Origin of the sequence: Comamonas sp. GCA5, assembly GCF_036541385.1 — a bacterium.
GTDB classification, from domain to species: domain Bacteria; phylum Pseudomonadota; class Gammaproteobacteria; order Burkholderiales; family Burkholderiaceae_C; genus Comamonas; species Comamonas aquatica.
Map to the genome: position 1 here is coordinate 15,790 of NZ_JAZHFR010000023.1, position 14,554 is coordinate 30,343.

The 14,554-nt window shown below is 63.5% G+C and carries 14 protein-coding genes and 1 pseudogene; 5 read left to right on the forward strand and 10 right to left on the reverse strand.

The window, feature by feature from the left end; translation table 11 throughout:
• Positions 1–23: 23 nt before the first annotated feature.
• A complete protein-coding gene (locus SJH88_RS07825; RefSeq protein WP_274754096.1) occupies positions 24–473 on the forward strand; it encodes a hypothetical protein in 450 nt (149 codons plus the stop codon).
• Between the two features lie 84 nt (positions 474–557).
• On the opposite strand, the gene SJH88_RS07830 is transcribed toward SJH88_RS07825, so the two are convergent.
• From SJH88_RS07830 to SJH88_RS07840, 3 genes and pseudogenes are all read right to left on the reverse strand, one after another.
• Entirely contained in the window at positions 558–911 is a 354-nt protein-coding gene (locus SJH88_RS07830) for an FKBP-type peptidyl-prolyl cis-trans isomerase (RefSeq protein ID WP_225890510.1), read from the reverse strand.
• Positions 906–1,250, reverse strand: a pseudogene (locus tag SJH88_RS07835) (FKBP-type peptidyl-prolyl cis-trans isomerase); the annotation flags it as partial. The pseudogene SJH88_RS07835 and the gene SJH88_RS07830, both read right to left, overlap by 6 nt.
• A gap of 97 nt (positions 1,251–1,347) precedes the next feature.
• A complete protein-coding gene (locus SJH88_RS07840; protein ID WP_042415506.1) occupies positions 1,348–1,653 on the reverse strand; it encodes a winged helix-turn-helix transcriptional regulator in 306 nt (101 codons plus the stop codon).
• Positions 1,654–1,983: 330 nt separating this feature from the next.
• Between SJH88_RS07840 and SJH88_RS07845 the strand changes: the two genes are divergently transcribed.
• Entirely contained in the window at positions 1,984–3,225 is a 1,242-nt protein-coding gene (locus SJH88_RS07845) for a CaiB/BaiF CoA transferase family protein (RefSeq protein WP_274754097.1), read from the forward strand.
• Between the two features lie 170 nt (positions 3,226–3,395).
• Here the strand turns inward: SJH88_RS07845 and rpoD are convergent, their stop codons facing one another.
• On the reverse strand, positions 3,396–5,702 hold the full coding sequence (gene rpoD, locus SJH88_RS07850) for an RNA polymerase sigma factor RpoD (RefSeq protein WP_274754098.1): 2,307 nt from the start codon (positions 5,700–5,702) through the stop codon (positions 3,396–3,398).
• A gap of 13 nt (positions 5,703–5,715) precedes the next feature.
• Here rpoD and SJH88_RS07855 point away from each other — a divergent pair, with 13 nt between their 5' ends.
• Positions 5,716–5,877, forward strand: a complete 162-nt coding sequence (locus SJH88_RS07855; protein WP_225890490.1) for a hypothetical protein — start codon at positions 5,716–5,718, stop codon at positions 5,875–5,877.
• Positions 5,878–6,335: 458 nt separating this feature from the next.
• Here SJH88_RS07855 and dnaG read toward each other — a convergent pair whose 3' ends face one another.
• The 6 genes from dnaG to SJH88_RS07885 all read right to left on the reverse strand — a co-directional run bounded on the left by dnaG (position 6,336) and on the right by SJH88_RS07885 (position 12,950).
• Positions 6,336–8,336 carry a DNA primase gene (gene dnaG / locus SJH88_RS07860; protein WP_274754099.1) on the reverse strand — a complete coding sequence of 667 codons (2,001 nt, stop codon included), beginning with the start codon at positions 8,334–8,336 and terminating at the stop codon, positions 6,336–6,338.
• 147 nt (positions 8,337–8,483) lie between these two features.
• Positions 8,484–9,026, reverse strand: coding sequence for a flagellar transcriptional regulator FlhC (gene flhC / locus SJH88_RS07865; protein ID WP_042415514.1), 543 nt, complete (start codon positions 9,024–9,026; stop codon positions 8,484–8,486).
• Positions 9,027–9,062: 36 nt separating this feature from the next.
• The gene (flhD, locus tag SJH88_RS07870; protein ID WP_274754100.1) at positions 9,063–9,389 is read right to left on the reverse strand and encodes a flagellar transcriptional regulator FlhD; all 327 of its coding nucleotides are present in this window, start codon (positions 9,387–9,389) and stop codon (positions 9,063–9,065) included.
• A 413-nt stretch (positions 9,390–9,802) separates the two neighbouring features.
• On the reverse strand, positions 9,803–10,705 hold the full coding sequence (locus SJH88_RS07875; RefSeq protein ID WP_274754101.1) for a sulfurtransferase: 903 nt from the start codon (positions 10,703–10,705) through the stop codon (positions 9,803–9,805).
• A gap of 70 nt (positions 10,706–10,775) precedes the next feature.
• Complete coding sequence (locus SJH88_RS07880) at positions 10,776–11,693, reverse strand: DMT family transporter (protein WP_274754102.1); 918 nt, start codon at positions 11,691–11,693, stop codon at positions 10,776–10,778.
• A gap of 117 nt (positions 11,694–11,810) precedes the next feature.
• A complete protein-coding gene (locus SJH88_RS07885; RefSeq protein ID WP_154164278.1) occupies positions 11,811–12,950 on the reverse strand; it encodes an aromatic ring-hydroxylating oxygenase subunit alpha in 1,140 nt (379 codons plus the stop codon).
• A gap of 319 nt (positions 12,951–13,269) precedes the next feature.
• On the opposite strand from SJH88_RS07885, the gene xseB reads away from it, so the two are divergent.
• The gene (gene xseB / locus SJH88_RS07890; RefSeq protein ID WP_274754103.1) at positions 13,270–13,518 is read left to right on the forward strand and encodes an exodeoxyribonuclease VII small subunit; all 249 of its coding nucleotides are present in this window, start codon (positions 13,270–13,272) and stop codon (positions 13,516–13,518) included.
• A gap of 9 nt (positions 13,519–13,527) precedes the next feature.
• Positions 13,528–14,463: a polyprenyl synthetase family protein gene (locus tag SJH88_RS07895; RefSeq protein WP_420921727.1), complete on the forward strand. Its 936-nt coding sequence runs from the start codon at positions 13,528–13,530 to the stop codon at positions 14,461–14,463.
• Positions 14,464–14,554: the final 91 nt, after the last annotated feature.

The following is a 14,554-nucleotide window of genomic DNA, read 5'->3' on the forward strand; positions in this document are numbered from 1 at the left end:
CAAGGGCAACGGAGGGATGCGCGATGGGGCGGCGTTTGATCAAGACCGAGGCAGGCCAGCAGGCGTTCAAGGCGCGCAGCGCACAGCTGGCCGGCAAGCTGCGCTCGGCCTTTTTGCTGTTCGATGGATTGCGCACGGTCGACGAGGTGCTGCAGGCCACGCAAGGCCTGGGCCTGGGCCTGGCGGACATCGACACCCTGGTGCAGGCCGGCCTGCTGGCCGATGCCCCGGACAGTTCGCCGGCAGCAGCGCCTGCCGCCAGCCCTTCGGCGCGTTCTGCCCAGGAGCGCTACCGCGACGCCTACCCGGTGGCCGTGGCGCTGACGGGCAAGCTGGGCCTGTCGGGCTTTCGTCTGAACCTGTCGGTGGAGGCCGCCACCAGCTTTGACCAGCTGGCCGCTGTGGCCCCCAAGATCCGCGACGCGGTCGGCCCCCAGGCCTATGTGCCGCTGGAGCAGGCGTTGTTTGCCTGAGGCCGTGGCGGCCACGGCATCCCTCTCTGGGACATAAAAAACGCCTGTCGATGACAGGCCGTGTTGTGCGGGGTGTGTGCGGGCTCAGACGGCCAGCAGTTCCACGTCAAACTTCAGTGTGGCGTTGGGCGGGATCACGCCGCCGGCGCCGCGGGCGCCATAGCCCATTTCCGGGGGGATGATCAGCGTGCGCTTGCCGCCGACCTTCATGCCTTCCACGCCCTTGTCCCAGCCCTTGATGACCATGCCCGCGCCCAGTTGGAACACGAAGGGGTCGTTGCGGTCCTTGCTGGAGTCGAACTTGGCGCCTTGCTGGCCGTCCTTGTACAGCCAGCCGGTGTAGTGCACGGTCACACGCTTACCGCGGGTGGCTTCGGCACCTTCGCCGACCACGGTGTCCTCGATCTGCAGCACGGGGGCCGCCTTGGTGGACAGCAGCTCGACCTCGAACTTCAGCGTGGCGTGGGGCGGGATCACACCGCCCGCGCCATGCGCGCCATAGCCCAGTTCGGCGGGGATGATCAGGGTGCGCTTGCCGCCCACCTTCATGCCTTGCACGCCTTCGTCCCAGCCACGGATCACCATGCCGTCGTCCAGGGTGAACTCGAAAGGCTCGCGGCGGTCCTTGCTGGAGTCGAACTTGGCACCTTGCTCACCATCCAGGTACAGCCAGCCGGTGTAATGCACCTTGACGTTAGCGCCGCTGATGGCTTCGGCGCCCTGACCGACAACGGTGTCTTCGTATTGCAGGCCAGAGGCAGTGGTGGTCAGTGCCATGAAAAATTCCTTGTGTGGACGAAACAGAAAAACAAAAGGCACCGGCGGTCCAAAACCTCGGGTGCCTGTCGCGGTTGCCGCAGCGGCAGCGCGTAGATTACTTCTTCGCGCGTGCGGCTGCCCAGCGTGTGGCAAAAGCCTGCAGATCGCTCAGGCGCTTGAGCAGGTCCTGGCCCGACGCGGTGACGGTATAGCCGTCGTTGCCATGCTCCATCAAGCCTTCTTCGCGCAGTTCCTTGATGCGGGTGTTCAAGGTGTTGGGCGTAATGCCGCCCACGCTGTCCTGCAGCAAACGGAAGGTTTGCGGATGCCCATCACGCAGTGCCCACAGCACGCGCAATGCGTAGCGGCGCTCGAGTTTTTCGAGCAACTGGTTGATGGCGGCGTTTTCCTTAGAGCTCATGGACGCTTCTCCTTGCGCTGAGATGGGGGATGGGCCGGGCGGTAGGCTGGCCCCGAACCAACGTGAATCGACTATAGCTGTGAATGCTGTCTGCTACAAGTTTAGTAGCTCGGGACAAAGAATCGCTAGGCTGTAAAGCCCGAAAGTGCGCAAAAACGCTGCTTTTGTTGTAGCGCTGCCACGTTCCCACACCGGGGGAATCACGTTCCGGGATGCCCGGATTGCCCAAAACATGGGTGAAGGGCCCAGGGGGCTTTCTAGAATGCCCGGATTCCAGGGGAAACCCTAGGCGCGGCCGTACTGCGTCCATCTCTGCTATTTTTTGTGAACATGACCGACACCACCCCCTCCGACCTAGCGCCCCACGGCACCACCTCCACCCCTTCGAAGCCGCTGCCGTTGCAAGGCATTCGCGTGGTGGAGTTCAGCCATATGGTGATGGGACCGGCGTGCGGCATGGTGCTGGCGGATCTGGGGGCCGAGGTGATCAAGGTAGAGCCGGTGGACGGCGACCGCACGCGCCACCTGCTGGGCGCCGGAGCGGGATTCTTTCCCATGTTCAACCGCAACAAGAAGAGCGTGGCCATCGACCTGCGCCAGCCCGAGGGCGTGCAGGCCGCCATCCGGCTGGCCGCGAGCGCCGACGTGGTGCTGCAGAACTTCAAGCCCGGGGTGATGAAGAAGTACGGCCTGGACCATGCCAGCTTGTCGCGGCTCAACCCGGGCCTGATCTATGTGAACCACACCGGCTTTCTGCCTGGCCCCTACGAGCACCGCACCGCGCTGGACGAGGTGGTGCAGATGATGGGCGGGCTGGCCTACATGACCGGTCGCCCGGGCGATCCGCTGCGCGCGGGCAGCAGCGTGAACGACATCATGGGTGGCATGTTCGGCGCCATCGGCGCCATGGCTGCGCTGATGCAGCGCGCGCAAACCGGCCAGGGTCAGGAGATCGATGCGGCGCTGTTCGAGAACAACGTCTTCCTGGTCGGACAGCACATGATGCAGTACGCGGTGACCGGCCAGCCGGCAGCGCCCATGCCCGAGCGCATCTCGTCCTGGGGCCTGTACGACGTGTTCAGCGTCCAGGACGGGGCGCAGATCTTCCTGGCGGCCGTGAGCGATGCGCAGTGGCGCACTTTCTGCACGGCCATGGGCTTTGACGACCTGCTGGCCGATCCGGCGCTGCAGACCAACAACGACCGCGTGCGTGCACGTGCGACGCTGATGCCCGATTTGCGCCAACGCCTGGCGCAGCACAGCGCGGCGCACCTGGCCCAGGTGTTTGAAGACCACCAACTGCCCTATGCCCCCATCTCGCGGCCCGAGCAGTTGTTTGACGACCCGCACCTGCTGGCCACGGGTGGCCTGGCCGAGGTGGTGCTCAGCGATGGTGACAAGGCGGGCCAGACGGCCAAGACCACCTTGCTGCCGCTGCGCATGGATGGCGAGCGCCTGCCGGTGCGCAGCAACCCGCCCAAGGCGGGCGAGCACACGGCCGAGCTGCTGGCCAGCCTGGGTTACAGCGCAGTAGAGATCGAGGTGATGCGCCAGCAGCAGGCCGTGGCCTGATGCCCGTGTTGGGCATGTGAACGAAATCGGCCTGCAGCGCCGATGCAGCCAGCGCCGACTGCTATGGTTTGAGTTAGTAGGCATGAAAAAAGGAGACCCGCGGGTCTCCTTTGGTTTGGGCGCCACCTGCCGCGAGGACAGGTGGGTTGCGCCGTTTGGGCCGTACGCGCTTACAGCGAATCGATGAAGCTGCGCAGCTTGTCCGAACGGCTGGGGTGCTTGAGCTTGCGCAGCGCCTTGGCCTCGATCTGGCGGATGCGTTCACGCGTCACGTCGAACTGCTTGCCCACTTCTTCCAGCGTGTGGTCGGTGGACATCTCGATGCCGAAGCGCATGCGCAGCACCTTGGCTTCGCGCGGGGTCAGGCCATCCAGGATGTCCTTGACCACGTCGCGCAGGCCGGCCTGCATGGCCGCGTCGATCGGCGCGGTGTTGGCCTGGTCTTCGATGAAGTCGCCCAGGTGGCTGTCGTCGTCGTCGCCGATGGGGGTTTCCATCGAGATAGGTTCCTTGGCGATCTTCATGATCTTGCGGATCTTGTCCTCGGGAATCTCCATCTTCTCGGCCAGGATGGACGCATCGGGCTCAAAACCAAACTCTTGCAAGTGTTGGCGGCTGATGCGGTTCATCTTGTTGATGGTCTCGATCATGTGCACCGGGATACGGATCGTACGCGCCTGGTCGGCGATCGAGCGTGTGATGGCCTGGCGGATCCACCAGGTGGCGTAGGTCGAGAACTTGTAGCCGCGGCGGTATTCGAACTTGTCCACGGCCTTCATCAGACCGATGTTGCCTTCCTGGATCAGGTCCAGGAACTGCAGACCGCGGTTGGTGTACTTCTTGGCAATCGAGATCACCAGACGCAGGTTGGCCTCGATCATCTCCTTCTTGGCGAAGCGGCTGTTGCGCTCGCCTTCGTTCATGCGCTTGTTGATGCTCTTGAGCTCTTCCAGCGGCACGACCACGCGGGCCTGCAGATCGATCAGGTTCTGCTGCAGCTCCTGCACGGGCGGGATGTTGCGCGACAGCACATTGCTCCAGGCCTTGCCGGCAGACGCGTGCTCTTCCACCCACTTCAGGTTCAGCAGGTTGGGCGGGAATTCCTTGATGAAGATTTCCTGTGGCATGCGGCACTTGTCGACGATGATCTTGCGCAGCTCGCGTTCCTTCTTGCGCACATCGTCCACCTGGGCGCGCACCAGGTCGCACAGCTTCTCGATGGTCTTGGCCGTGAAGCGGATGGTCATCAGCTCGTCGGTGATGGCCTTCTGCACCTTGTTGTACGCGGGCGAACCCCAGCCGTCCTTATCGTAGGCCTTGCGCAGCTTCTCGAAATGCTCGGCGATCTTGTCGAAACGCGACAGGGCTTCGTTCTTCAGCTCTTCGAGGCGGCGGGTCATGGCCTTGGAGCCACCCTTGCCGTCGTCGTCGTCCTCTTCGTCGTATTCGTCGAAGTCTTCTTCGGCCACGTAGTCGTCGTTTTCGTCGGCGTTCACGAAGCCGTCAACGATGGCCGAGATCACGACCTTGCCTTCGCGGATTTCGGCGGCCATGCCCAGCACTTCGGCGATGGTGGCGGGGGAGGCGGAGATCGCCTCCATCATGTCCATCAGACCGCCTTCGATGCGCTTGGCGATTTCAATTTCGCCTTCGCGGGTCAGCAGTTCCACCGTGCCCATTTCACGCATGTACATGCGCACGGGGTCGGTGGTGCGGCCGAATTCCGAGTCCACGGTGGACAGGGCGGCTTCGGCTTCCTCTTCCGCTTCCTCTTCGGTGGTGGCGGACTGGCCGGTGTTGTTCAGCAGCAGGGTTTCGGCGTCGGGCGTCTGCTCGTACACCGCCACACCCATGTCGTTGAGCATGGAGACCACGACTTCCAGCGTTTCCGCATCGACCAGCTTGTCGGGCAGGTGGTCGTTGATTTCGGCGTGGGTCAGGTAGCCGCGGGTCTTGCCCAGCTTGATCAGCATCTTCAGACGCTGGCGGCGGGTGTTCATTTCCTCTTCGGTCAGGACGGTTTCGTCCAGGCCGAATTCCTTCATCAAGGCGCGTTCCTTTGCCTTGCTGATCTTCATGCGCAGGGGCTTGGCCTTCTCGGTGGTGCCGGTCTCGGCCACTTCGGCCTCGACTTCCACTTCGGTCTCGGCATCCGCTTCGATGTCGGCATCGGCGTCGAAGTCACCCAGATCTTCGTCGATTTCGGACTCTTCCTTGGCCTTGGGCTTGCGGCCGCGCTTGGCGGGCACCTTGGCTTCGGCGGGGGCCTTGGCTGCCTTGGCCGGGGCCTTCTTGGCGGCTGCGGGCTTGGCTTCTACGGCCTCGGCTTTGGGGGCTGCCGCTTTCTTGGCCGCAGGTTTCTTGGCGGCGGGGGCCTCGTCGCCTTCAGCCGCTTTCTTGCGGCCGCGTTTTGGAGTGCTTTCGGCCAGCAGGGCGTCGGCCATGGCTTTCAGTTCAGCTTGGGACAAAGTCGCCATATCGGAATCTTTCTTGGAAGCGGCTGCCTGGGTGGAGGTGGCAGCAGACTTCTTCACGGTGGCTGCCGTGCTGGCAGCGGCCGTGGTTTTGGAAGTTTTGGGCTTCGCGGTAGCGTCGGGCGCCTGCTTGGACATCTTCGCGGACTTTGCAACGGGCATGAAAACCTCTTGGTGAAAAGCGGACACACAAAGGAAAAATGCAAGCGCCACCTAACCCGGCGCACAAGCATGCCTGGGGCATGCCGGGAGCGAACAGCTCCCAAGGCAAGATGTCTGGGCGATCATTTGGTGTGCAGTCCTTGCGGGAATTGGGCCATGCAGTTGCTGCTGACACGTGACGTCTATCACGGGGCCCGGACCGGAGGTGCTGCTGTCGCTCTTGCCGATGAATGCCTAATTATAGCGTTTGCGCCAAATTGCAAGAGGTTGGCGCGTATTTTCTGTAAATATTTTTCGCGCCCCGGCCAAAGTGGTGGCTGTCAGAGGGAGATGTAGGAAAAACAAAGACTACTTTTCAAAAATAAGAGCTGCCAGCGCTTGTCAATTCATCGTTTCCTTATGAAATCAATTGGAAGTGAAGCTTTCACAAGCGCTAACAGCTCTGCTTTTGGAAGTCAGAAGGACCGAGTGCCCTTACTCAGGTCTGGAAGTGACACGATCCCGCAGCAGCTTGCGGCGTTCCACCAGGGCCAGGTAATGGGCCTTGATGGCGCTGTCCGACGGGTTGGCGGCGTAGGCTTTCAGGGCTTCGGTCTCCAGGATTTCGATGCGCTTGGCCAGCAGCGGTGCCAGGATGTTGCGCAGCTCCTGCAGTTGTTCCGCTTCCTCGCCCTCGGGGTGGCCGTGCGGACCTTCCATCAGTTGCAGCGCGAAGGTGCCATGCACGCTGTCGCGCAGGCGCTCCTGCAGCACGGCCCAGGGCTGGGGGCCATGTTCCTGGAACTGGCTTTCGATCCAGGCAAACAGCGGGCCGTGCGGTGCCGGCTGGTGGGCCAGGGTGTCCAGGTCGTCGTTGTCCAGCTGTTCGAGGAATTTCATCTGCGACAGCAGCAGGCGCACCGCCTGGTCGGGGGCGGTGGACGGTGCCACGCGCGGCCCCAGGGAGGGCGCGGGCCAGCTGTCCTGGGGGCGGCCAAATTTGCTGCCACGCTTCCATTCGCCGTTGCGGTTGCCATTGCCCGTGCCGCGCCAGCGGTCGCCGTAGGGGTTTACATGGCCGCTGGGGGCGAATTCCTGCACCCAGTCGGGCGCGGCCGGGGCATGGGGCGGTGCGTCGTACGGGCTGTGGCTGGGTGTGGGCCGGGCGCCGCCGCGCTGGAAGCGTTTGTCCTGGGCTTCGGCCTGGGCCCACAGCTCCGACAGCTCGCGCGTGTCGATCTGGATCTTGGCGGCCAGCTCGCCCAACACCAGGCGCTTGAAGGCGCCGTCGGGCAGCAAATTCCACAGCGGACGGGCCTGGCTGGACAGCTTGGCGCGGCCCTGGGCCTGGCCCAGGTCGCACTCGGCACTGGCCGCCTCGAGCAGGAACTGGCTCAGTGGCAGGGCATTGGCGACATGGCGGGCGAAGGCGTCGCTGCCGTGCTCGCGGATGAAGCTGTCGGGATCGTGCTCGGCCGGCAGGAACAGGAATTTCACGCTGCGCGTGTCGTTGGCGTAGGGCAGGGCGGCCTCCAGCGCCTTGTGCGCGGCGCGGCGGCCGGCGGCATCGCCGTCAAAGCTGAAGACCACGGAGTCGGTGAAGCGAAACAGTTTCTGCACATGGTCGTTGGTGCAGGCCGTGCCCAGGGTGGCCACGGCATTCGGAAAGCCCAGCTGCGCCAGGGCGACCACGTCCATGTAGCCTTCGGTGACCAGTACGTAGCCCATGCTGCGCAGGGCATCGCGCGCCTCGAACAGGCCGTACAGCTCGCGCCCCTTGTGGAACAGCGGGGTTTCGGGCGAGTTCAGGTATTTGGGTTTTTCGTCACCCAGCACGCGCCCGCCAAAGCCGATGCATTCGCCCTTGACGTTGCGGATGGGGAACATGATGCGGTCGCGGAAGCGGTCGTAGCGCTTGTCGTCATCCTCGCCGACGATGACCAGGCCGCTTTCCTGCAACTGCGGGTCGTCATATTCCGGGAACACGCTGGCCAGGTTGCGCCAGCCCGGCGGGGCATAGCCCAGTCCGTACTTGCTGGAGATGGCGCCCGAGACCCCGCGCTGCTTGAGGTACTGCACCGCGTGCGCGTGCTCCTTGAGCTGGTGGCGGTAGGCATTGCCGGCGCGTTCCAGTACGTCGTTCAGGGTGGCTTGCTTGAGCTTGGCGGCGGCCTGGCGCTCGCGCTCCTGTGGGCTGATGTCCTCCTGCGGCACGACCATGCCGACCTGGCTGGCCAGGTCGTTCACGGCTTCCACGAAGCCCATGCCCGCATGCTCCATCAGAAAGCCGATGGCATTCCCGTTCTTGCCGCAGCCGAAGCAGTGGTAGAACTGCTTGGACGGGCTGACGCTGAAGGAGGGGGACTTTTCGCCGTGGAAGGGGCACAGCCCCATGAAGTTGGCGCCGCCTTTTTTGAGTTGCACGTAGCGGCCCACCACGTCGACGACGTCGACGCGGGACAACAGCTCTTGGATGAAGGATTGGGGAATGGACACGGGCGCTATTGTCCCGTATGCGCCTGGCGCGCGTGACGGGCGGCGGGCATGCCCACGCAACAAGCCGACAGCCTGCGGGGGCGATGGCGCAAAAAAAGCCCGGCATGGCCGGGCTGTCAAAGAAGGGGAAAGGATTGCGGCTGCGGATCAGTGCAGCATCAGGGCGCCTGCGCTCTTGCTCTTGCCAGCGCGGGCTGGTGGGTTGCACAGGCCACACTCGAAATGGCGGGCGTTTTCATACAGTTCGGAGACAAACATGCCACCGCACTTGCTGCACTTGGTGCGGGTCAGCATGTTGGCGTCCACGAACTTCACCAGGCGCCAGGCGCGGGTGAAAGACAGCAGGCAGTCCAGTTGCGAGGCCGTGACCTGCTCGGTGTACAGGCGGTAGGCCTTGGTCAGCACCTCGACAGGGTCGGCATCCACGCCCTTGGACAGGTATTCATAGATGTTCAGGAACAGCGAGCTGTGGATGTTCTCCTGCCAGGTCAGGAACCAGTCGGTCGAGAAAGGCAGCTGGCCTTTGGAGGGCGACTTGCCGGCGATCTCCTTGTACAGGCGGATCAGGCGTTCGTAGGACAGCGTGGTTTCCGACTCCAGCACCTGCATGCGGGCACCCATCTGGATGAGCATGGCAGCACGTTCGATTTGCTTGGATTCGTTCAGAACACTTTTGGCGGGCGCGGACATGGCGTGACTCCGTAGGCGGTGATCGGTCGAAGCGGCTTACAGCACTTCGGAGACGCGGCTGGCCATCAGGATGTTGGCGTGCAGGGCGTTGGTGGCTTCGTTGCCGATCTTGTTGCTGCTGTGGTTGGTCAGCAGGTTCCAGACTATTTCATCGTCAACGCGGAAGCTGCACAGCAAGGTGTTGCGGGAGGCAATCTTCAGCACTTGGGCTGCGGACAGGGTGCCCAGAATGTCACAGGCTTCTTCGCTCAGACCCAGGCGGAACACGGCCTCGGCCTTGTCCTTGCGGATCATTGTCTGCGCCAGCATCAGGTAGGTGAGGTTGGCTTCGCGGATCTCAGCGAGCAGTTGTTCGTCATTCATGGCTACATCCTTTTCCAGTTCCCAGCTTCAAATGGGCCTCGAGGGGCTGCCGCCTGTGCTTGCAAGCAAGTGGCGATCTGATGGAATGAATTCTGCGGCCGGGCCTGCAGGAAATGGAGTCGGGGTGCGCCGGTGCGCAGTGTCTGGTTGGCATCCAGGCCATGTCTGGTTGTTGCCAACAGGATGTAGGATTTTTTCTTACACAAAACCCTGCACATGGCGTGCAGTGCAGTAAATGTAACTGTTTTGTGACACTTTTGAAGTGGCAATCAAGCGGGGAAAAAGCAGCTTTCCAAACGCTTCAATTGTTAACCACGTTTAATCAGTGCATATGTGTATGGTGCCCTATTTTGCAGGGGGTGATGCTCCTGAAAAAGGTGCAAACACCCCCCTGTTCCACAGGGAAAAAGTTGTTAACCTTTGGCGACCGGTCGCGCAGGATGGCTGCACCATTCGCTCCAGCTGCCGGCAAACAGCCGTGTCGGTGGAAATCCGGCAATCTCCATCGCCAGCAGGTTGGGCAGGGCGCTGACACCGCTGCCGCACTGGTGGACCACCGTGGCCGGGTCACGGCCTTGCAGCAGGGCATCGAACTCGGCCTTGAGCAGTGCCTGGGGCTTGAAGCGGCCATCCAGGGCGATGTTCTCGGAGAAGGGGCGGTTCAGCGCGCCGGGAATGTGGCCGGCGACAGGGTCCAGGGGCTCGACCTCGCCACGGTAACGGGCCGGGGCGCGCGCATCGATCAGGGTCTGGCACTCGGGCTGCTGTAGGTGGGCTTCGACCTCGTCGGCCGTCACCAGCTGGCGCAGGCTGTCGTGCAGGGCAAAGTTGGACTGGAAGTGCGAGGGCTCGTCGCCCTGGCTGGTGGCGCCGCCTGCAGCGGTCCAGGCGGGTAGGCCGCCATCCAGCACGGCCACGGCGTCATGGCCGGCCCATTTGAGCATCCACCACAGACGGCCACAGAAGTTGCAGCCTTGGCGGTCATAGACCACGGCCTGCATGTCGTTGCGAAAGCCGATGGACGACAGCCATTGGGCGAAGCGCTCGCGGCTGGGCAGGGGGTGGCGACCGCCGGAGGCGGGCTGGTCGGTGGCCGCCGTGTGCACCTGCCCGTCCTTGCCGGGGGCGCCGTGGCGGGCGCTCAGGTGCTGGTCCAGATCGGCGTGCACGGCGCCCGGGATGTGGGCCTGCAGGTATTGCTGCCGGCCGGCTGGCGGGTTGCCCAGATCAAAGCTGCAATCGAACACCATGTGGGGTTGATCGCTGGCTGCCAGGGCTTGCAGTTGGGCCGGGGTGATCAGGGTGGTATAGGTCATGAGCGTGTTCTCAAAGTTCTGCCAGCGCACATTGTGAGACGGAATCGGGCCAGCGGCACAGGCCTTGGGTTCACCGGCCTGCGGCCTTGGCTGGCGCTGCTGCGCCGCGTGCGCGGAAGATGGTGGCGGCGATGCCGCTGGCCACAATCAGCAGCATGCCCAGCCAGCCTTCCCAGCCCAGGCTGTCGTGGAACCAGAACAGGCTGTACAGGCCGGCAAACACAATGCCGGAGTACTGCAGGTTGGCCACCACCAGGGTGCCACGTGCGGTCTTGGCCTGGGCATAGGCGCGCGTCATGCACAGCTGGCCGCCGGCGGCCAGCAGGCCGATGGGCAGCAGCCACAGGCTGGCCTGCCAGCCGGGCCAGGCGGAAAAACCGGTGATGCCACTGGCGACCAGGCCCAGCAGGGTGCAGCCCAGGCCAAAGAAGAACACGGTGCGCGATTCGGGCTCGCCCATGCGCGACAGCGCCACGACCTGCATATAGGCCATGGCCGACAGCACCCCGGAGCCCAGGCCGATCAGCGCGGCAGTGGTCTGCTCCTGGGCAAAGCTGGGCTGCAGCATCAGCACCACGCCCACAAAACCCGCCACGATGGTCAGCAGCAGCGGCACATTCAGCGGTTGCGGTGTGCGGCCGCTGCGCGGGTGCAGCGACCACAGGGCACCGGCCAGCAGGAACACGGCAATCCAGATGCTGCTCATGTAGTTGAGGGTCATGGCGCTGGCCAGCGGCATCTGGGTGATGGCGTAGAACCAGCAGCCCATGGCCGTGACGCCGATCAGGCTGCGCCAGGCGTGCATCCAGGGGTGGCGGGTTTTCAGGGATACGCCTTGGGAGGCGCTGAGCAGCCACATGGCGAGCATGCCGATCAGGCCACGGTAGAACACGATTTCTGCGGTGTGGAAATGCACCGCCGCGTACTTGATGCAGACCCCCATGGTGGCGAACAGAAACGCCCCCACCACCATCCATAGCACTTGCATGAGCGCCGTCCCTGACTGTTGTGTTGTGCAGAACGGCCCGCCGTTCTTGCCTATGAAAAAAGCTGCCAGCGCCCGGTTGGCGGGCGTTGGCAGCTCTGGAGAGCGTAGCAAAAAAGCTCAGCGCTGTGGCAGGTGCGCGCCCATTGTTTGGCGATACCACTCATGGAAATGCTGCATGCCATCTTCCATGGGGCTTTGGTAGGGGCCGACCTCGTTGTCGCCCCGTTCCATCAGGGCGCGGCGCCCGGCGTCCATGCGCTCGCCGATCTCATCGTCCTCGATGGCGGTTTCCATGTAGGCCGCCTTCTGCGCTGCGATGAATTCGGGCTCGAAGGCCGCGATTTCCTCGGGGTAGTAGAACTCCACCACGTTCATGGTCTTGGTGGGGCTGAGGGGGTGCAGGGTGGAGACCGTCAGCACGTGCGGATACCACTCCACCATGATGTGCGGGTAGTAGGTCAGCCAGATCGCGCCGCGCTCGGGCAGCTCCCCGTTGCGGTACTGCAGCAGCACGTCGTGCCACTTCTTGTACACCGCAGAGCCGGGCTTGCCGAAGGTCGGGGCCACGCCCACGGTCTGTACCGAGTACTCCTTGGCGAACTCCCACTGGAGGTCGTCGCAGGTCACGAAATTGCCCAGGCCGGGGTGGAAGGGGCCGACGTGGTAGTCCTCCAGATAGACCTCGATGAAGGTCTTCCAGTTGTAGTGGCACTCGTGCATTTCCACGTGGTGCAGCACCAGCCCGTCAAAGCTCAGCTGCTCGCGCAGTGCCATGCCGGCCAGGTCGGCGGCCACGTCGCGGCCGTTGTCCTCGAACAGCATGCCGTTCCACTCGCGCAGCTTGTAGTTGTTCAGGTGCAGGCAGGGATCGTGGCTGAAATGCGGCGCACCCAGCAGCTCGCCGCTGGTGCTGTAGGTCCAGCGGTGCAGCGGGCAGACGATGTTGCCGCCGGCGTGGCCCTTGCCTTCGGTTTTCAGGTTGCCCCGGCCCTTGAGCATGACCGCCTGGCGATGGCGGCAGATGTTGGAGATCAGCTCGATTTGGCCCTGGTCGTTGCGGACCAGGGCGCGGCCTTCGTGTTCCTGCGGCAGGGCGTAGTAGTCGCCGATCTCCGGCACCGACACACTGCTGCCGACGTAGCGGGGCCCTTGCTGGAAGATGGTTTCCATCTCGCGCTGGAACAGCGCGGCATCGAAATAGCTTGAAACTGGTAGTTGGCTTGCGGCCTGCTGCAGTTGAAGACTTAAATCAGACATGGGTGACCTGACCTAAAGACTCCCCACAGGGAGGTGCATCGTGCACGGGTGAAAAAATAAAACCGGCCATGCCACAGCGCAACAGGACAGATGCATGAAGCTTTGTCCGTCAATGCACAAGGCGGAGGGCCGGTTGGACGGGAATGGGATTGTAAGCGGTGGGGTTATTCCCGCCGATCGGTTATGTGTATTTATATCAACCGCTTGGGCCGTGGCACGGTCAAATTTCGCTCCCGCTGGCTGGGGTGTATGTTCCCCGGGGTGGTCGCACGCCTTGGCAGCCTAAAATCAAAGGCTTTCCAATCCCGCGAACATCCCCATGCCCAAGGCGAAGACCAAAGCCGTCTCCGAGATATCCACGCCACCTGAAAGCTACGAGCTGGCGCTGGCGGAGCTTGAAGAACTGGCCGTGGCCATGGAGTCCGGTCAACTGCCCCTGGGGGAGATGATGCAGGGCTATCGCCGCGCCTCTTTCCTGCTGGAGTTCTGCCGGCAGCAACTCGATACCGTGGAGGCGCAGATCCGTGCCCTGGACGAGGGGCAGATCAAGCAATGGTCGCATGATTGACGGCCAGACATGGAACCACAGATTTTGACTACTTCCCCTCGCTTTTCCCCCGCGGCTTCCGAGTTCGACTTCACGTCCTGGATGGAGGTGCAGCTGCACCATGTGGAGCAGGCACTGTCCCAGTGGGTGGGCGTGGATACCCCGGCAGATTTGGGCGATGCCATGCGCTATGCCGTGCTGGATGGTGGCAAGCGCCTGCGCCCTCTGCTGGTGCTGGCCGCCGCCCAGGCGGTGCAAGGGCTGCCGCAGGCCGCCACCCGTGCGGCCTGCGCGGTGGAGTTGATCCACGCCTATTCCCTGGTGCATGACGACATGCCCTGCATGGACAACGATGTGCTGCGCCGTGGCAAGCCCACGGTGCACGTGCAGTTCGGTGAAGCCCGGGCCCTGCTGGCCGGCGACGCCCTGCAGGTGCTGGCATTTGAGTTGCTGACGCCCGCCGATGCGCAGGTGCCCGCCAGCATGCAGGCCCAGTTGTGCCGTTTGCTGGCCCGTGCTGCCGGGGCGCATGGGATGGCGGGGGGGCAGGCCATCGACCTGGCCAGCGTTGGCCAGTCGCTGACGGAGGCGCAGTTGCGCCGCATGCACAGCCTCAAGACCGGCGCCTTGCTGGAGGCCAGCGTGGCCATGGGCATGGCCTGTGGATCGGTCTCTGATGCGGCCCAGCAAGCCTTGATGCGCTACGCCCAGTTGCTGGGCCTGGCCTTCCAGGTGGTCGATGATGTGCTGGACGTGGTGGCAGATGCCGCCACGCTGGGCAAGACCCCGGGCAAGGATGCCGACAACGACAAACCGACCTATGTCTCTCTGATGGGGCTGGAGCCTGCTCGGGCCTACGCGCAGTCCTTGTACCAGCAGTCCTTGCAGGCCCTGGCGGACAGTGGCCTGCAGAATGTGCAGGCCTTGAGTGCCCTGGCCCACATGGTGGTGGGGCGCTCGCATTGAGTGCGTGCCTGCGAACGTCGAATTTTTCCTATTGATTGGTGGCGCAGGTCTGCACACACTGTGCGCCATGCCCTCCGCCGCCTACCCCTGA